The following is a 17,384-nucleotide window of genomic DNA, read 5'->3' as shown; positions in this document are numbered from 1 at the left end:
TTAGCCTCCTATGACGCGATCTGTATAACGTCCGACGTGGCCACGTAGCTAGAATCAGCAATGTCACCATGGCTGCAAACCGGTAAAGTCGATACGACTTGATAGAAGAATGACTTCACCATATTGACCTCCGAATCATTGACCACCAAGGTAGGTAGGCAACGGTGCAATGCCGTCAAGCGACGCAGTTCTTGTCGAAGCCCTTGCTGGACTGCAATCATCTGATTGGTGTCCTCAACTTCCCCGGAGACAAACCATTCGATTTGTTCGGTAATCTCTGGTGGCAGTAACACCACATGAATTTGATTGGTCGAGTTCATGAGTCGAGACGTGATCTCATATCTTGCCTGAGTGCGAATGCGGTTTAGCCAATTCTTGGGGTCGCTTTCTATTCTTGACCAATAAATCAGCGCCTCAAAAAAGCTAATTCGGTCTAAAAAGAACTCAGGGGCTCGCAGCATCTCCTTGATTACATCGTGAACGCGGTTCAGGCCAATGGCTGAATCGATCTCGCCTTTCATAACTTCGCTTTGTTGCGCTAACCCTTCAATCACATTGCTGGTGAACTGTAGATTGTATTTCTCTATCAAACGCCTTCTTAAGAAGTAAGACACTACTTGGGACAGGTTTTCAGCCACATTGTCATGCCGGGTGAATAAACCATCGTTCATGATCTCCACAACCTCATCCGCGGTCTCATGGCGAAATCGATACATACAAATGTCGGCTATATACACTTCAAGATCGTACTCAGACGCTTCGTTTACGATCATCGCAGGAGCCCCCAGATCCTCTCCCCACAACGCGTCTTCCAACGATTTCAATCGCTGGTAAATGACACCTTGATGATGATCTGTACGAACCATAAATTTCAATGATTCAAACAATCCACTGCCCTCAGCCTCAAAGCTGGTTAGGCCTTCAGGCACCAGTTGCTGTCGTCTCAATACATACGCCAGCAAACCACAGACCACCGCTAATGGGAGGCAAACATATAACAATTCTACATTCAGCATGCCTAGCATAAATACGACACATGCAATCAGCAGAAGGCTTTTCCAGAACGCGCCTATTTGTGTTATCAACTGCGAAATAAACGGTTTCGACTCTTCTTCTTCGCCTTTGATCCGGGTCAAATAAACGCCACAAGCCATGGACAACAATAAACTGGGTATTTGCGATACTAACCCATCACCAATAGTCAACACAGAGAATCGGCTAATACTTTCCGACAGTGATAATTCAAATTGGTTGATGCCCACGTAAATACCACCAAACAAGTTGACTAGGCTGATCAAGATACCGGCAATCGAGTCCCCTTTGACGAACTTCATAGCGCCATCTAGCGATCCAAACAATTTGTTTTCCGTACTTAAGTTGGCTCGCAGTGTTTGCGCCTGTTCTCCGGTGATCAAACCACTTTTCAAATCACTATCTATGGTCATTTGACGCCCTGGCAACGCATCCAGTGAAAAACGCGCGCCAACCTCCGCAACTCGTTCGCCGCCTTTGGTCACAACGAGGAATTGGACAATAGTAATGATGACAAAAATCAGTAGCCCCGATAATAAATTGCCCCCCATAACAATCTGACCGACAGTTTCGATCACATCACCGACATCTTCATTGGCGATGATGTTCCGTGTTGTCGCTATCGACAACAGCAATCGAAACGTTGTTAGCAACAGAACAACTGTGGGAAGAAACGTCACTTTTAACGGTTCATCGTTCTCTAACATAATGATCATTAGCAATGCTGAGCTGATAAAACTCAATAGAATAAACGCATCAATCACTTCACCTGGCAGCGTGAATAAAATAATGGTGGGCAAGAGCAGTACCAAAACAACACTACTTGGATTGAACAAGAAAGCCCGGAGCTTTAGGGACTTCATCATAACTTGTCTAAGCCCTCTCTAAGCTGCGCGATCAATTCAGACGTGTTAATACAAATGACTCGTTCGTCGTCTTCAACCGACAAAATCACGCCAGTATCTGAGAAAGTACTCTCCACCTTCAAACAACGGCTAGCGTCGTCTATGAGTGTGTGCAGAATATCCACCAAATACCTGATTAACGTTTCGTCCTGACTGACGCTAGCCAACTGCGCCTGAGTCAACTTCACCACGGTACGCTTCAATTCTTCTTTCACCCCCAGAAGGTCTTGTCTCTGCTCGATTAACAGTGCAGAGAGTTTGTCCTCCGCTTCAGCGAGCCATTGGTTTTGTTTGGCATTCCAACTCTCCACCGTGTCGCCAAATGCCTGTTCGATGTGGGCATTTAAAGTCTGCTCTTTCTCCTCGATCAGCCTCAACACCTCTTTTTCCAAGATGCACTGATACTCGTCAACACGCCCCTTCAAGCTGTTTAACAACGTTTGAGCATCCTCGTACAGACGTAATTCAGACTGCTTGATTACATTTGACACACGGTTTCGTTTAAAACTAATTTGAGGAATTGCACGCTGTGCTGATTCAATTTCAATATACACGGTTCACCTCATCTCTTGAGCGATCCTTACTCTAGCTGCCCCCTCCCATTGGGCTCAAAGGAAAAAAAAAGACTAAATCTGAAGAGCTAAGATTTAGTCTTACCAATTGTGAAGATGTGTTCCTATTTACGCCTCCGCCCTCGACTCAAAAACCAGTTTGGCCAAGTCTGGCTGAGGAAACGGTCTATGACCGAATAGTTTGAGCGGGCGGGCGCTCTGAGACACTTGATTATTATGGGAGCTTGCCCGTTCTTTCAGGGTAATCGGCGACATATTCTTAAACAAACCTGCCGTTCGGTTACTGTGCAAACTAGAAATGGCTTGTGCAGATCCTGGACTCAAAATGGCCTGCGCTTCGCTCTCAAATTGCCCCTTAGTGTCTCGTTTCCATTGGCTACCCTCACGAACCCAACGGTTGTAATGAAAGTCTGCCCTTGTAACATGATTATTCGACACCTGTCCTGTTGGCAAAATAGGTCGGCGGATCTCTACACTGTTTGTCCTCTTATCCGTTCTTTGCTCTTTACGTGTCGAATTTTCGAGGATGATTCTATTCCCCCCATCAACTCTATCATCGGGAACAGAGTAGTAGCCCGACGTTTTTTCATTGTCAGGTTTTGTCTCGCTGACATGAGCCAATTTGATACCTTGCGAGTGATTGTTCATAACAGGCATTATTTTCGTGATAGAAGCTTTAGTCTCAAGATTGGCCGAGAACTCGTCTGTTTTTTTGTCCAACTCACTAGACATTGCAACGTGAGAGGCCGTGGACTTCGCTCGCATCGAAGCTTCGCGGTCACGTTTTTTTACATCGCCCTTGTCTTGATTACTTAGAGGCTTGAGCGACCATTGCCCGTTATCACTGCACTGCCAAGAATGAGTGAAACCCACGTTAATGTCAGAATGTTTCGCTTTCTCTTTTGTATAGGAGGCCTGTGACTGAGTCACACTGGCTTCGTTAAATGCCGTGAACCCTATACCTCGATGATGACTAGGTGACGCAGGGGCTGGCAGGCCGGTTACGATTGCTTGGGCGCCATCACTGAAAGTGATTTGGTGTGCATTCAGTGCTCCCGACATCAAACTCTGTGAGATAGAGTCGGTTGTATCTACTGCTTTAAAGACTTGCTCAGGAGTCATCTTCGAAATACGCGTGACTCGAACTTCTTCACTTTGATAAGAAGTTGAGACATCACGTGATTTAGCGGGTTGTGTCAAATTCTCTTTCACTGAGGTTGCTTGCGACGGCATCGCCGTTTCACCGTCTTGCATGAAGTAGATATTGCCATTAATCGTTATGTTGGGCGCTTCATTAATCGTGATGTTCGGTGCATAGACTGGTGCAAAGGTAAAGTTTCCACCCCTGCTTTGGGGTGGAAAAGGGCCTGGGGGGGTATCGTTGTTATAGGGTTCGTCTTCTTCCTCATTCCCTGGGCCACCCGGCTGATCGGGGCTTAGGGCAGTGTGACTGGCAGAAGTGGGCTGGTCAGGTTCTGGATTTGCAGTCTCCGGCTCAGTCTGGAGAGCTGGAGCCTTCGGTTCAGTCTGGTGAGGTGGAGTCTCCCCAATCAAAAATTCATGGCCTCCATACATCGCCATGCAGATGGCGTTTAAATACGCAGGTGCAAAGACCAACCCTACAGGTCCAGCCAGAATACCAAAGGTCAGAGCCCCGATGGAACAGGCACCTAAGTGTACCTTGGCTTTCGTTTTATTGCTGTACTGATTCGACGTGGAACGAGTCGATTGCATACGCTCACTACCTGCAGACGTCGCTCTCTTTTCAGTCGCTTCCTCGGACATATTCAACAAAGATGGTTCAGTCGACACAGAATCAAGATGTACCGTTGATTCTGAACGAAGAGCCTGAGAATGAGGGGCCGTCAGTACAGTTGGGGCTGTCTTAAGCAACGTTATTCCACCATCACTCAATAAAGGCGGTGCCACGCTCTTTGTGCTCGTCGAAGGTGTTGTAACTAGGCTGTTTATACACATATTAATATCTCATGGATTCTATCAATTGGATTATCCAACGTCGCAGGTCGTCTTTTTGAAGGTTCGTTTCATCTGCCGCTAAGGTAACAAAGCCGTCGAGCCGGATCAGGAACAGCCCTTTTCTCTGTTCAAAAAGGCTAAGTTGTTTCAAAACGAGCTCAATGTCCTCGACATGGACCAATTGAAAAAATGGAATAATGGGCAGCAAAACATGGTCAGGATAATGAGTTAACACTTCATGTTCATTCTGCTCCAGTTTCAATAGAAACCGCTCTATTTTATTAAGTACTGACATTTACTTTGGAAACACAAGCACCAAATCCTGCGATGTAAGCGCAGTGATTTCTTCCGCGTTCAATGCCGTTTCAAATGGTGCCCAACTGACCGACAACTTTAGTTGGTCGGAAAGTATTTGTTGTTTGGGACGCAAGAAGGTGTCTTCAATAAACAGGGTTGGCACACTTAGAGCTCCAATCACGGTTGTCTCCCCTAAACGAAAAGAAGCGTTCATCAAAGGTTGTGGAGTGGATCCGGGGTGCTCTTCATAGCGAATACTACTGATCCCATACTTTGCGGCTTGCTGAGCCAAAAGATAAGACACGTACTCCGGTTCCAGATGCTGTACTTCCACCGCCAACAACCGCTGAACGGTTTCAGTCGTTATGATACCTTGGACCTCAATGCCTTGATGGCTCAGCTGAAACATAACACTGTTTTTTGTGGGCTGAAAATCGGCGTGTACGCCTTGAAACTCAATCTCAATGGCACCGTTGTCAAATACTTGGCCCGCAACACGGTTGATGCTCTCCATCGACGCACGGGAAAAGGTCACGTTAGCCTCTATTGTTGCGATCTGAATGTTCATTTTTGTTTACCTATTGCGAGACAGTAGCGCCAAGACATCTCTACTCATTAGAAAGTCTTTGTCGTCGATCCACTCTCGGATACCTGTCGGTGTTTGCGAAACAAACTCATAAAGCATCTGATACGCTTGTTTGGATGCGACGACTTTGAAATCGTCCTTCTGCACTAAGCTGAGAATGAAGGTGATGTTGTGAAATTCATTGTTTAATATTCCGTCGATCAGGATAGCTTGCACCGTTTGTTCCGAGTACGTTCTAAGCAACCCGAACCATTCCACGACTTCTTTTTTGTTCAGCAGTACTTCGGTGTCACCAGTTTGATTCCAGCTCAATCGCTGTGATTTGCTGGCTATCAACGCATAGGGGTTGAATGAGGTGTTGAGCAAATGGCAATGGGAAATACGCTGCTTAGTCATTGCAGCCCTCCTGATGGTTATCGTTGCAGCGTTGTGGCTTTTTGCTGGCTTGGTCATATCGTCGACACAGCACCAAAAGTGACAACAATCCCTCCAAGTAATGATCGTAGGCAACTAACTGCTGCAACGTTTCACTACTGGGCTCGTTGTCATCGTTTAACTTAGCTAATTGCTTACTGTATTTTCCAAGGCTCTTCTTCACCGAAGCCGGATACAAATGTTGACTATGTTGCACCGCCTGCAAGATGAAAACTTGGGCGTCATTGAGCGACTCCGCGTCTGGCAAGGACTCAAAAAAACCTTGCCAGTCGCGCAGTGCTCTAAGCTGATAGCTATTGAGCAATTTGATAAAATGTCGCTGGTTTTCTGGCGTCATTGCTTTACGTCGAACACGAAAAATGCGCGGATATTTCCGCTGGCGTTTTTCAATGTATTTGACATCGCGGACTCGCTTGAATTTGCCGTCATCCCGCTCTTTCTTAACTGGTGATATATCTGACACGCGTTCAGCGCGTTGGGGGATTGAAATTGAAATATTACGCATTATCTAAAATGAGCGGGCATGCCCGCTCATACCTTATTAGCGGTTGGTGGCTAGGCTTGCTTTCGCAATAGAGTCCAAGATCTCATTAAGTTTAGCCGTCTCTTGAGTCAGATTTTGAATGTATTCGGTTAACTGATCGTCAAACTTCGCTTTCATCTCTTTAGTGGCCTGCGTCTCTTCCTGATTTCGGATCTGAGCCGCATTTTGCATTTCATTGACGTTCCCTACGACGCCTTGCGCCAGTTCAGTCCCTTGCGACACCCCTCGGTACTTACCGGTACGTGCATCCTGAAGGCGTGCTGCATAATCATTACGAGTCTTGGCATCGAGCGATTTAACCGTCACAGTCTCATCACCAGACATGCTACGAATGTGTTTATCTTGCAGTGTTTTTGGCTGAGCCATACGCATCGTTGCAAACGTCGACACGCCCATCGTGATTAATGACGCCGCGAGGGTAATACCAAACTTCGTCTGCGCGTCATGGCACTTATCCGCCGCCAATGCCACCGCCAAGTCGTAAGTCGCGGACGCTTCACTGATCCGGTTTTGCATCACTTGTGAGCGAAGCTCATGCGAAGATTCGATGATTTCGGTCATCAGTGCCAGCAACTCAGCCATGGTGACGCTACTGTGGCTTCCTCCTGTCTGCTCTATCGCTGTGGATGTTTCGCCAGTCGACTTTGAAGGAGCGTTGAGTTGCTTTAGATTCTCAATGACGGTTGAGAAATTCCCTCTTGCCAAAGCCGTAGATACCTTGGCCAACTCGTCCGTCTGATGATCAGTCAAAACGAACAGGTCTGCGCCTTTGAACGTTTCGGAGACCACGTGCAATTGGTTTTGCAACTCCTGCGATGGGCCAGCTACTGGAGATGATTTGCTTATACTCTGCGCGTCAGTCAAGGCGGACGGCATATTTACGTTATTTGTAATCATATTATGACTCTATAGGTTACATATGGATGGAAACCATCGTTTCGTTGAAATCACGCTGGTCAGTGTTCGTTTTGATCATCGATTCAAATGCGTGTGAAATGGCGCGCATCGCTTGATTCAGCATATTAATGATTTGTTGAATCTTCGTTTCCAGTTCCTCTTGTTTCGCCTGATTAATCTCGAGATCTTTCATAATGTCTGCCGACTTAATTCCATAGCCAGCACTCACGCTTGAAGCCGTTGTTGAACCTACTTCTGTAACTTGACTCATTCGAGACGCTCGAAGAGAAGCCTTGTCACTATTAACCATGAAGTCCTTAAGCTTTTCTGCGATATCGTCAAGCATCTTGCTGGCTTTTTCCATCATGTTACATAGAGGGCGCATGGCCTTCATAGACATCACAACGTTCTTCAATTCGCCTACTTTTGACAGCATCGAAGCCACTGAACTCACTGGAGCTTTACTTACAATATTGGCAGCGGTACTGGCCACTTTAGATGCAATCTCTGAGGTTACTTGTCCGAGCTTGGTGACAATTTTGGCAGGGTTAAAGCTGAGCACCATACTAGCCAGACCAATCGCTAACTCAAGACCCATGGTAACCTTAGCACGCGTCTCTTCAGGCACGCCTGCCGCCTTCATGATTTCATCCGCAACTTTAGGGACCACAATACTAGCGACCATCGTCACTACCATGACCGCCGCCATAGCAGGATTAAATGGAGCGACTACGATTGCAGCAATAAACCCCAGAGCCATCGCAAACTTACCCCAGAACCCTTTCTTTTTCTGAGCTTTTTGTTGCTCATTGATGTCGTTTTCGCGCTCCTCAAGCTGACTGATTTGCGATTGTTTTTGCATTTCAATGAGTGACTTTTTGGCTTCCGAGTTTTCCTTCCCCGTACCAGACACTGCGTTTGCGACTTCTTTCATTTGATCTTCGACCAAGCGCCAAAGTCCACTTAGCGACACAGAGCTTCCCGGAAGGGGTTGCCCAGGTACAACCGTATTTGAAGACGCACTTTGAGTCGCCAGACTAGCGGCCTTCGACGGTTCTTCATCGACAGCTTTCACATACGAAGTGGCTGCGATGGTATTCATGAATGTACTCATTGTTTTCTCTTCATGTTATTGGCCAGGAATGAGCAGGTACTCGACCTGTCTGTAGACTCTGAGAGAGCGGCATGTCCCCGGCAATGTCATACCTTTTCAACCTAAAATGCCGTGTGTATCACATCAAATTTTAGATATTTTGTGCCATTGCTGTTTGCTCATCACGGCAGATTTTTAACCAATATAGAAGCGTTTGCTGGAGCATTTTCACTTGATCGCCAATACGGTTTACTTCCTCAATTTCTTCTGCGGTTAATTCTCTACGAGGAAAGCCGTCAAACATACGGTCGAAGTATTCTGGTTCGTAACCGACACCATAATCTGCCGGAGCATGGTAATCCCAATATCCAGTATCTTCATCGTACTCCCACCACCCTTCACCATTCTCTATGGGAGGCTGGTTAACGGCGATATAGTGTATAAGGTTGTCATAGTCATCATTTGGATCGACAATATCTTCAATAGTCTCCCGATCGCCACCCAAGATTAGCTCCCATTGGTCTGACGATGCTACTCCAGAGCTTGCTGCAAGTGCCAACACAGTTAAAGTCAACATTGGTGAAATATACTGATCGTCGTTTATATCTCCATTTTTGTCATAGACGTCATCATCCAAACCTTTGATGAGCATGTCGAGTCCTCCATTCTCTTCAATAACAACAAAGGCGTCAGCCATCAGTGAACCTTTAGGGGCTGCTTCATACAATTTGTCATATACTTCAATATAAGCATCTATGATAAGTTGTTGGTTTTGGTCGTCAAAGTAATGGTGATGATTTCCACTTCCTGTAAACTCGAGAATAACACCAACAGATTTCATAAATTCACTATCTTCTGATAGCTCTCCCATCCCATACTCTTCGTGATGTAACACAAAGTCGATAAGCGCAATCTGGAACATGTCTTCAAGGAACAGGTAGGGGTCTTTGTATTCTCTTTGAGGGATGCTCTCAAAGAGAATAATTAGTGAGGCATCAACTACTTTTGGCCCCCCCTCAGTCCAACCATTAATCTTTTCCAACTGTCCACCATACGCTTCGATACCGGCCGCTAAAGATAGGGCGACCGCATCTTCCGGGTTTGAGCTCATCATTTGCGCTACAATCTGCTTTTGCTGCAGCGAAGCAGCAATCAACGCTTCCGTCGCCCCTTTTGGAGTAGCAAATTCTGTTTGTAACTCCAATGTGCTTGCAACATTTTCAGATTCATTCACGAGGCCGTCTATGTTACCTTTTATTGAACCTGTCACTTGATTATCAGACTTATGGCTTCGAATACCATTATCCGAATACGGTAAATTAATATTAATCACTTCTAAAACCTCAGGTTAATTAAAGTAACCTTGATATAATCAATTAATTCGTCCATATCTATCTTTCATAGTTTTTCACGAAAAATAAGGGTTAAGCTGCTTTTTAAGATAGTTATAACGCTGACCATAATACTCGTTAAGGCTATCTAGCCGAACGATCAGCAACATCGATGCGGCTTCTGGCTTTTGATTCAACTTGTAATGACACAATGCGATATTTAGAATCGTCTCATCTAGATCATTGCTGGGAAACGTTTTGAGTATGTTCAACATATCCAGCGCTTTTTGAAACTGTTTTTTTTCCAGGTAAATTGCGGCTAAGCACCCGACACCACGATGATCGTAAGGGTTTAACGCACTATAGGCAGCGAATACGATTTCTGCTTCCTTAAACTGAAACTGGTTGTAAAAGTCCACCCCTATGTCAAAGATTTCTTTGAGTTTGGGGACCGACACTTTGCTCGACCGACGTATTGCTGTTATATCCTGCTCTATCATGCCCTTTTCAAGCAACGCATAAAACTCTTCGCCTGGTTCACCCAAGTGGATTGATTTTGACTTCATAGTTAAATCCTAATCATGCTTTTTGTGATTCTTTGGATCACATACCTCTATTTGCAACGCGCGACACCAAATTGCGGATTCGCCAGGGGCTTTTGACTGACAAAGAATCTTCGGGAAGTACCACATCCAGCCGAAGCGCCCATATGACAGCTTGACGCGGATCCTGCTGCTTAATGGTCAACAAGCCTAACTCAATTCTGTTCAGTGACTTACACGAGGATTCAAATCCCACCGTGTCAGACCATAGCGATAATTCCTGACCCAACGCTCGGCGTAATGAACACACCTTGGACACGCACGTTCCCCGTTTGGCGGCTTGATACTCGACGATCATGCCGAGTGTTTCTGCGATTGAACGTATCTCTCGCCGTTTATTCGTGAACCATTCGCTTACTTCCTGATCTGTAAGTTTGGTGATCAACAAAAACACCTCTTGAGAAACCTGCTTGCTTGATAAACAACGATGCAATAACACTTGATGCCGACGTTTAGTCTTGTCCATCTTTAGCACTTCTTTCACTGCCACCTTCCACAAAATAGCTCACGGTGAGTTTATCACTCTCGTCAACTACTCCTTTTAAAAAGCGCTCAATGTTGTGTTTGTTGGTGGTTCTGATTTCTTTGAGACTCATTACCAGCACGGAGATACGCTTATTTTTATCACCGGTGACTACTACGTTGGCTCTCAGTATCCCTGGGATCACACTGAGCTTGTTGTAAATTTCGCGACTCTCTAGTAAATTACCTTTGACCATTTCTAACTTACTCAAGCTCGCAAATTTAGACTCCAGCAGTTCATTCAAATCCTCTTTCTGGAAATAAGCGTTAAACTGTGTCAATATTTCACGTGCTTTGCCTTCCATATTATCGTCGACGCTAACTAGATAATTTTCCTTCTCCGAACTCAACACCGCTTTCACTTTGTAATGCGCAAGCAAAACAATGACTTTATTAGCCATATCAGAAGATTCAAACTTCCCGATTTGTGTTCTACCTTGTTCGCTACATCCAGCTAGCAAGACAAGTAATATGCAGACCCAATTTCTCATCACTGTGCCTTCATCACTTCATTGATAGCATTAGCCGACTTGGAAGTTACTTTAGTCACTATTTCTTGGAACATGGTGTAATGAAACATTGATTGCTGTAAGGCCAATGTATCCACAGTGGTAATCGTTTGTTTACTATTAATACGCTCCATTTGATCGAGGATTTCCTGAAACCCTTCACCTACATTATTGAATGTATCTTCCATAACTGATGGTGGGATTTGTTCAATGCCAAAACTCTGCATCTGAATACCTTTTAATACCTTGTGAATTGCTAGGCTTTGAAAGCTAAGTTAGTTACAGCCAAAAATCCAATGTTTAAAGTTGAAGATTTTTGAATTTCAATATTAAGGACCAAATCATGTCAATGCTCCATACCTGAATTATTGTGATATTCGGTTGTTAGAATCACTATCGAATAGTCAGGTAATGAGAAAAGGCTTCCCTAAGTGATACCCTTGGAAAAGGTCAGCCCCTGCTAATAAACATGACTCTAATTCAGCTTGAGATTCGATACCTTCGACTACCACTTTTACGTCATAGCAACGTAAGCTTTTCACTAACCCTTGGAGCGTTAGAATAGCTTGTTCCGAAGCATATATTTTGCGAAAAAAAAGCATATCGAGTTTGAGGTAGTTGACCTGTTCTAATGCGAGTAAATCAAAGTTAAAATGACCTGAACCAAAATCATCCAAAGCAACTTGGATACCACTTGCCTCCAAAGCTTCTAAAGCCTTGGTAGTGCTTTTGTCGATAAAGATTGGAGACTGCTCAACCAACTCTATAACGTCGCCAATTCGTAAGGTTTGGCATAGCTCTTCGACAAAACATAGGTCTTCCAATTGACAACCAAACAGATTTAGACTGATGGCCGTCTCTATCTTTTGAGTTGCAAGCTTAGCCAGTATGAGTGTATGCCGATTCTTCTCTCGTCTACTCATAGAAGAGAGTATTGAAGGTGGATGCAAAGGGTTTCCTGAAGAGTCAGAAAAATAGCTGAGCACTTCATAACACACGATCTCTCCACTGGAATTACTTATAGGTTGTGCCTTAACGCCTGAACTTAGTGCTATTTGATTTGAGTTAAGAGCTAGGGGAATATCACCGGGCGCTGATAACATATTTTGTTTCCTCTTCAATTTACCAATACGTTAACGGCAGCATGGCTAAGTTTAAAGTGGATAAATGCGTTATATTATGAATAAAAATCAGCATGGTAAATAAAGTAAAAAGCTAATAGTTATATTTTTTAGCCACACCTTCCCATCAAAAACCATCCATTTCTTTCTACTTTTATCATAGAAAATTGGTATTCCACTCAAAGCACTTGATAACCTTTAAACATGAACTAATCCGAATAGGATGGAATACCATCTAATAGTTTGATATTTCTTCAATAAGTCATGCTAAAAAGATACGTTCTTACCGCCTCTGGAGCCCTCCAAATCAAAGAAACGAAAGCTGCCCATAGAGTTCTCTCCAATATCACTCTCTTCTTAATACCATTTATCGCTTCAAAGTTATCGAACCGTGCGTTAGTTTTCAGAGTATGAGTTATTTTCTAATTGATAGTAAAGGGAGGAGTGTTGACCTGGAACTCGTTGGTCATCAGGTTGATAAAAAACCTCAGATAAGAACACACTGGATTCGGATAGCTTCTACTGATGCCCCTTAAGAAGGTACCAACCTCAAAAAAGAACTAAAGAAAATCTCACGAGAAGGGACAACGCAACTCATGCGTGAAAACAAAGGCTTAAGGGTATCAGTTCGCCAACGACAAAATCTTAATCAAAGAACGTCGTAGACTCCCACGTGTATGCACTGGCTACTTACTGTTACAACTCCATGCGGAGTTGACCAGATTCCTTTTCCCCCTAATGTCTAACGTAATTCGCTATAACCTGTTCATTCACACCTGCGCTACTGACAAAATAACCTGGCGATCAAACAATGTTCTCTTTCCAGTAAACCTTATTTAACCAACTGAACGTCTTTCGCATGTGGTGCGACGATTGGCTTTTTAGTTTACCCATGACGTCTGAACTGCACTTCGGTGGGATAAGCATCATTATATGCAGATGATCTTCATCAAAGCTTATCGTCTCGATCTCAACGCAAGGTAAACTTCGCAGTAACTTTGGCGCAATCTTTCGTAGATAGCTGCACATACCAGGATTCAGGATTTTCCGACGGTACTTAGTTACCCAAACTATATGATATTTAGTGTAATAAACACTATGGGACGAGATGTCATATTGCATTTAGCCATCGAACCGTCTCCAAAGGCATTCACCCAAAAAATAAATAAACGCAAAACAATTAAAGCATAGAACAAAATCCACGAAAGCATTGCCTATGCAGCACAAATTACCTAACATAAGCGAAAAATGTGGAATCATCTAAAATGAGTAACTTTGATAAGTTTTTACAAACTAGAATATTAATTAACACTCCCAAGAAAGAGTTGTTGATTAAGCTTCAATTGGAGCATGAGGAGTTTTATGGTTTGGACTCCACGAAACTAGCTAATTGGGCTAAAGGTCGCTCCACTCCAACTCTTTACAAGCAATTATTAATCGCTCAAACATGTCAAAGTCTCCCTGCTTATTTAGACAATTTTCAAAAAGTTAAAGTCAGTAGTTCCGATGAGCGTACATTTATGAAGTACATAAAGCGGATTGACTCCCCCTATCATCAGATTTTAGCTTCTGATAATGAAACTTACTTGTTCCACCAAAAAGGTAAATACAACGAACTTTACCCATATATAAAGCCATTTTCAGATAAGATAGTTAATTTAAAGGAAATTGCCGAACGAATTCGTTACAGAAACATCAATGCTGAGCTCTTAGCAATTGGAACGAAAGACAATAATAGATGCGAATCCTTCATCTGGATGCAGCATGGATTTGACGCATATTTAGATTGTATGGCCCTTCCAGGAGATAAGAATGAGTATTCTTCGCAAAACTGTTTAGCAGTGACGTTAGCATACTACCGCTCTTCTGAGGATTTTTATTTGTTATGTGGAATATTTGCGAATTTAGTGCTTGAACGCTATTCATACAAAAAAAAATTGGTCATTAGCTTTCGCGGCCTTGAAGGGCTTATGCTATCGGAAAAACTAGGGGGTCAACTAATTAAGTCTATTCCAGATTCAAAGTACGGCAATTGGTATATTCATGAATTTGACCTTATTAGGCTGTTTTCTAACCCATTATTGCTAAACATTACCAAGGACTACTGCGACATTTATCACAATAACTTTAATCGCCTAATCAGCTTCCCCATAAAAACAAGCGATCTATTATAGTTAATAGCTAGGAAATGGGCTGTGCTCCACTAAATGATTCCGACCATAAATCAAACTGATACGCTGGTCACAACATGAAAAAGCAAGACTTCATCCTTGTAGTTTTTTGTGAGAATTCCGCCACCGTAACCTTATGGCAGCGGAATTTTTAAATGACAAAAGGACAAACCTCGTAGGTCATTGAAAAATAAAATCGTAACAGGACGATACGATATATCCACAGATCATTTCCAGCGTAATGCAAAGAAAATCATCAGCTTATCTGATCTGGAAAGATCGAGCGACTATACTATTTTGGGCAACCTGATGATGCATTCGCCGATACTTCTTCCTCCAATAATGACTTTAATCAATCAGTATATAAACTTATGTTGGTTCAGACATCACCTTAGTGACGCTTTCAGTTTGCTCTGGGGTTTCAAATTCAATTAATGCTTCAGGAAAAATAAAGTGAGAGTCAATGGCTTGCCATATGTCATTATTGATTTGTTGAGCCTTATCCCAAATTCTCATTGACTTTGAGTTAATATCCGTTAGAGGACGAATAAGTGTCACAGGTACCTGCTCCCTTAGTTTATTTGGCCCCGTTCTTTCAATCGTTGCTTTATTGGGTCGAACAAAATATCCTGTTCCGGAAAGTCATTTCCTTTGATGTAATCGTATTCTTCTTTGGTTTCTCCGATAAGTTCACTAATCAATTTATTGCCTTGGTGTGATGCAATCAAAGCATTGGCAAAGTATGGAGTCACACTTCTAGTCTCAGCCGCCATACCAACCAGAACAAGATCGGGGTAGCTCTTGAGCATATCAAAGGCTAACGCTTGCTTACACTCTAGATCAACATCAGTATAGATACCATCATGTTGATTCAATATCTCATAACGAGCAATATCTGAAAGCCCCTCCACGACCAACCATTTCATGTTGATAAGCCTCTTCATTTTCAAACTTGATGTCTTCGGAGTTTGATAAATCTCTCACATATATCTTGCAAAGGCCTGAGCTTTCGAGGTCACTACGTACCTCTTCTAAGCGTTTAACATATCTATTTAACCCTCCTTTGTACCGCTCCCATGCTTGAACAGTATGGCTTGACATTTTAGCTTCAGCCTATAGAAACTTCTCTTTGTTGTTCTAGTAATTTGTTTAGTCGAAAGATTATTTCCTTATAATTTAATTTCGTTACCAGCTCATACCGTTCTAGGACTTGTCCTCTGAAAGCTTTACATTATCCCTTTAGTGCCTTGTTTAGCTCAAAAATAGATAGCGTAAGCCTCATCATTATTTTGAGACACCATCAATTTCTGTAAAAGACTTCTAAGTTGCAACTCTGCACCTAATGGTGCAATGGAACTTAGAGCTGCAGTATTCGCACTCCAATTTTTTTGAGGTACGGATGCCACTCAAATCATATGGATTTGTTTAGCAATAGGTTTGAGTTCACTTTCTGGATAACAAAATTTTGTCGCCTCGACTAAGATAAGGTCTGATGATTTAGCTTTGAAAAGTCAGGTATTCTACTGCGACACGCTGCTGCAGCCTGTGTTATTTTATTCTGTGGATACAAAAAACCACGGGGTTACCCGCGGATGAATGCCTTAAGAGACGGTACGATGGCTAAATACAATATTACATCTCGTCCAATAGCTTTTATTACACTAAATATAATATAGCTTGGATAACTAAGTACTATCGGAAAACCCTGAACCCTTGTATGTGCACCCACCTACGAAAGATTGCGCCAAAGTTACTGCAAGGTTTACCTGGCGCTGAGATCGAGTTATACGAATTGAGTATTTATGTTGTGTTTAGCGAAAAAGCATCTGTTTTCATCCTATATCCTGAATAGTTGATTGATGTTATATCGAAGGATGTTTCCCTTTGTTAATATTCAGTCTCACTCAGCAATATTGTCTCCTTCAAATGAAAGTTAGATACTTTTCGTCCATAAATGTAGTAAAACGCCCATCCAACGTTGTTGAGGATTTTGTGTGGCATAGCGATTAAATTTTATCTACTCAAAAAGCATTTCATCACAATTAATCAGAGTTTCAGCCCTTACAATTTCCTTGTTTATCAATTTAAAACACAACATTGATTAGATTTTATATTTAAAGAGACACCTAGATAGAAAATTTATTATTCACTTAAGGTCGATTTAGTAAGAAATTAGGTGATTAATCTTTAAAAAACGACTTTTCTTTGAAAGACGTTTTAATAGAACAAATAACGCTAAAATAAGTTTAACTTAAATGCAATTAGCTCTGTCGCTACTGTGATAATCGAAGTTACAAACGCTATCAATGTCATCTGCAAAAGATTTATGTACCAAAAAGAAAATGCATGATGTTTGCAGTTAGCACTTCTCAACTTTTGAGCAGAAGAGTTCTCCACTAGAGAATTGTTTTTTTTGAATTCTGATTCTTTAGTATGATCACTGACCTCTTCGAGATCACCTTCCACGACTAGCACATAACCCTGCTTTGAAAAAGTCTTTAACTCACAACTAATTTTTGAATATTTAGACAACGCTTTTCTAATATTAGAAATGGCTTTAGTAAGTGAAGTTTCGGCAACTAGCACATCCCCCCATACTCTTTCGTTAATAAAAGATTTAGACACAACTACATTAGAAAATTCTAACAATAACAAAAGTATATCAGCCTCTCGCCCCCCCAACTTAGTCACGCCAGAGTTTGTCTGTATCTCACGCCTTTGATAACAAAATCTCACATTCTCCCCAAGAGTATAATACATTTTCACAACATAATCCCATTAATAAGCATT

Annotated in this window: 18 protein-coding genes; 1 reads left to right on the top strand and 17 read right to left on the bottom strand. The window is 42.7% G+C overall.

Annotated elements, in window-relative coordinates; genetic code table 11:
* Positions 1-8: 8 nt before the first annotated feature.
* The 14 genes from ATB78_RS04945 to ATB78_RS04875 form a co-directional block, all read right to left on the bottom strand.
* Positions 9-1,898, bottom strand: a complete 1,890-nt coding sequence (locus ATB78_RS04945; protein ID WP_061007960.1) for an FHIPEP family type III secretion protein — start codon at positions 1,896-1,898, stop codon at positions 9-11.
* A complete protein-coding gene (locus tag ATB78_RS04940) occupies positions 1,895-2,428 on the bottom strand; it encodes a hypothetical protein (protein ID WP_155647758.1) in 534 nt (177 codons plus the stop codon). The genes ATB78_RS04945 and ATB78_RS04940 overlap by 4 nt, the downstream gene beginning before the upstream one ends.
* A gap of 189 nt (positions 2,429-2,617) precedes the next feature.
* Positions 2,618-4,243: a hypothetical protein gene (locus ATB78_RS04935; RefSeq protein WP_155647757.1), complete on the bottom strand. Its 1,626-nt coding sequence runs from the start codon at positions 4,241-4,243 to the stop codon at positions 2,618-2,620.
* A 538-nt stretch (positions 4,244-4,781) separates the two neighbouring features.
* Positions 4,782-5,351 (bottom strand): hypothetical protein, encoded by a 570-nt coding sequence (locus ATB78_RS04925; RefSeq protein ID WP_061007956.1) that lies wholly within the window; start codon positions 5,349-5,351, stop codon positions 4,782-4,784.
* A gap of 6 nt (positions 5,352-5,357) precedes the next feature.
* Entirely contained in the window at positions 5,358-5,765 is a 408-nt protein-coding gene (locus tag ATB78_RS04920) for a hypothetical protein (protein WP_061007955.1), read from the bottom strand.
* The gene (locus ATB78_RS04915; protein WP_346393698.1) at positions 5,758-6,267 is read right to left on the bottom strand and encodes a hypothetical protein; all 510 of its coding nucleotides are present in this window, start codon (positions 6,265-6,267) and stop codon (positions 5,758-5,760) included. The genes ATB78_RS04920 and ATB78_RS04915 overlap by 8 nt, the downstream gene beginning before the upstream one ends.
* 78 nt (positions 6,268-6,345) lie before the next feature.
* Complete coding sequence (locus ATB78_RS04910) at positions 6,346-7,245, bottom strand: type III secretion system protein (RefSeq protein ID WP_208990572.1); 900 nt, start codon at positions 7,243-7,245, stop codon at positions 6,346-6,348.
* A gap of 16 nt (positions 7,246-7,261) precedes the next feature.
* Positions 7,262-8,359, bottom strand: coding sequence for a type III secretion system translocon subunit SctE (gene sctE / locus ATB78_RS04905; RefSeq protein ID WP_061007953.1), 1,098 nt, complete (start codon positions 8,357-8,359; stop codon positions 7,262-7,264).
* A gap of 130 nt (positions 8,360-8,489) precedes the next feature.
* Complete coding sequence (locus tag ATB78_RS04900; protein ID WP_155647756.1) at positions 8,490-9,671, bottom strand: hypothetical protein; 1,182 nt, start codon at positions 9,669-9,671, stop codon at positions 8,490-8,492.
* A 75-nt stretch (positions 9,672-9,746) separates the two neighbouring features.
* Positions 9,747-10,235 carry a hypothetical protein gene (locus ATB78_RS04895; RefSeq protein WP_061007951.1) on the bottom strand — a complete coding sequence of 163 codons (489 nt, stop codon included), beginning with the start codon at positions 10,233-10,235 and terminating at the stop codon, positions 9,747-9,749.
* 37 nt (positions 10,236-10,272) lie between these two features.
* The gene (locus ATB78_RS04890) at positions 10,273-10,737 is read right to left on the bottom strand and encodes a hypothetical protein (protein ID WP_061007950.1); all 465 of its coding nucleotides are present in this window, start codon (positions 10,735-10,737) and stop codon (positions 10,273-10,275) included.
* Positions 10,724-11,284, bottom strand: coding sequence for a type III secretion protein (locus tag ATB78_RS04885; protein WP_061007949.1), 561 nt, complete (start codon positions 11,282-11,284; stop codon positions 10,724-10,726). Before ATB78_RS04885 ends, ATB78_RS04890 begins: the two co-directional genes overlap by 14 nt.
* Positions 11,284-11,529 (bottom strand): hypothetical protein, encoded by a 246-nt coding sequence (locus tag ATB78_RS04880; RefSeq protein ID WP_061007948.1) that lies wholly within the window; start codon positions 11,527-11,529, stop codon positions 11,284-11,286. Before ATB78_RS04880 ends, ATB78_RS04885 begins: the two co-directional genes overlap by 1 nt.
* A 177-nt stretch (positions 11,530-11,706) precedes the next feature.
* A complete protein-coding gene (locus ATB78_RS04875; RefSeq protein WP_061007947.1) occupies positions 11,707-12,405 on the bottom strand; it encodes an EAL domain-containing protein in 699 nt (232 codons plus the stop codon).
* 1,283 nt (positions 12,406-13,688) lie between these two features.
* Between ATB78_RS04875 and ATB78_RS04870 the strand changes: the two genes are divergently transcribed.
* Positions 13,689-14,597, top strand: a complete 909-nt coding sequence (locus tag ATB78_RS04870; protein WP_061007946.1) for a hypothetical protein — start codon at positions 13,689-13,691, stop codon at positions 14,595-14,597.
* A 366-nt stretch (positions 14,598-14,963) separates the two neighbouring features.
* Here the strand turns inward: ATB78_RS04870 and ATB78_RS04865 are convergent, their stop codons facing one another.
* From ATB78_RS04865 to ATB78_RS04855, 3 genes are all read right to left on the bottom strand, one after another.
* Positions 14,964-15,152 carry a hypothetical protein gene (locus ATB78_RS04865; RefSeq protein WP_061007945.1) on the bottom strand — a complete coding sequence of 63 codons (189 nt, stop codon included), beginning with the start codon at positions 15,150-15,152 and terminating at the stop codon, positions 14,964-14,966.
* Positions 15,153-15,166: 14 nt separating this feature from the next.
* Positions 15,167-15,538: a glycosyltransferase gene (locus ATB78_RS04860; protein WP_061007944.1), complete on the bottom strand. Its 372-nt coding sequence runs from the start codon at positions 15,536-15,538 to the stop codon at positions 15,167-15,169.
* 1,291 nt (positions 15,539-16,829) lie between these two features.
* Entirely contained in the window at positions 16,830-17,354 is a 525-nt protein-coding gene (locus ATB78_RS04855; RefSeq protein ID WP_155647770.1) for a winged helix-turn-helix domain-containing protein, read from the bottom strand.
* Between the last annotated feature and the right edge of the window lie 30 nt (positions 17,355-17,384).

This window comes from Vibrio sp. CUB2 (genome assembly GCF_001557945.1).
GTDB classification, from domain to species: Bacteria; Pseudomonadota; Gammaproteobacteria; order Enterobacterales; family Vibrionaceae; genus Vibrio; species Vibrio owensii.
The sequence above is the reverse complement of the archived record's forward strand: the minus strand, read 5'-3'. Positions and strand labels throughout refer to the sequence as shown.

Bases quoted from the DNA above. Each gene is read 5' to 3' on its own strand.
- ATB78_RS04945 (WP_061007960.1), bottom strand. From the start codon at position 1,898: ATGATGAAGTCCCTAAAGCTCCGGGCTTTCTTGTTCAATCCAAGTAGT.
- ATB78_RS04935 (WP_155647757.1), bottom strand. From the start codon at position 4,243: ATGCAATCGACTCGTTCCACGTCGAATCAGTACAGCAATAAAACGAAA.
- ATB78_RS04925 (WP_061007956.1), bottom strand. From the start codon at position 5,351: ATGAACATTCAGATCGCAACAATAGAGGCTAACGTGACCTTTTCCCGT.
- ATB78_RS04920 (WP_061007955.1), bottom strand. From the start codon at position 5,765: ATGACTAAGCAGCGTATTTCCCATTGCCATTTGCTCAACACCTCATTC.
- ATB78_RS04910 (WP_208990572.1), bottom strand. From the start codon at position 7,245: ATGATTACAAATAACGTAAATATGCCGTCCGCCTTGACTGACGCGCAG.
- sctE (WP_061007953.1), bottom strand. From the start codon at position 8,359: ATGAGTACATTCATGAATACCATCGCAGCCACTTCGTATGTGAAAGCT.
- ATB78_RS04895 (WP_061007951.1), bottom strand. From the start codon at position 10,235: ATGAAGTCAAAATCAATCCACTTGGGTGAACCAGGCGAAGAGTTTTAT.
- ATB78_RS04890 (WP_061007950.1), bottom strand. From the start codon at position 10,737: ATGGACAAGACTAAACGTCGGCATCAAGTGTTATTGCATCGTTGTTTA.
- ATB78_RS04885 (WP_061007949.1), bottom strand. From the start codon at position 11,284: ATGAGAAATTGGGTCTGCATATTACTTGTCTTGCTAGCTGGATGTAGC.
- ATB78_RS04880 (WP_061007948.1), bottom strand. From the start codon at position 11,529: ATGCAGAGTTTTGGCATTGAACAAATCCCACCATCAGTTATGGAAGAT.
- ATB78_RS04875 (WP_061007947.1), bottom strand. From the start codon at position 12,405: ATGTTATCAGCGCCCGGTGATATTCCCCTAGCTCTTAACTCAAATCAA.
- ATB78_RS04870 (WP_061007946.1), top strand. From the start codon at position 13,689: ATGAGTAACTTTGATAAGTTTTTACAAACTAGAATATTAATTAACACT.
- ATB78_RS04860 (WP_061007944.1), bottom strand. From the start codon at position 15,538: ATGAAGAGGCTTATCAACATGAAATGGTTGGTCGTGGAGGGGCTTTCA.
- ATB78_RS04855 (WP_155647770.1), bottom strand. From the start codon at position 17,354: ATGTATTATACTCTTGGGGAGAATGTGAGATTTTGTTATCAAAGGCGT.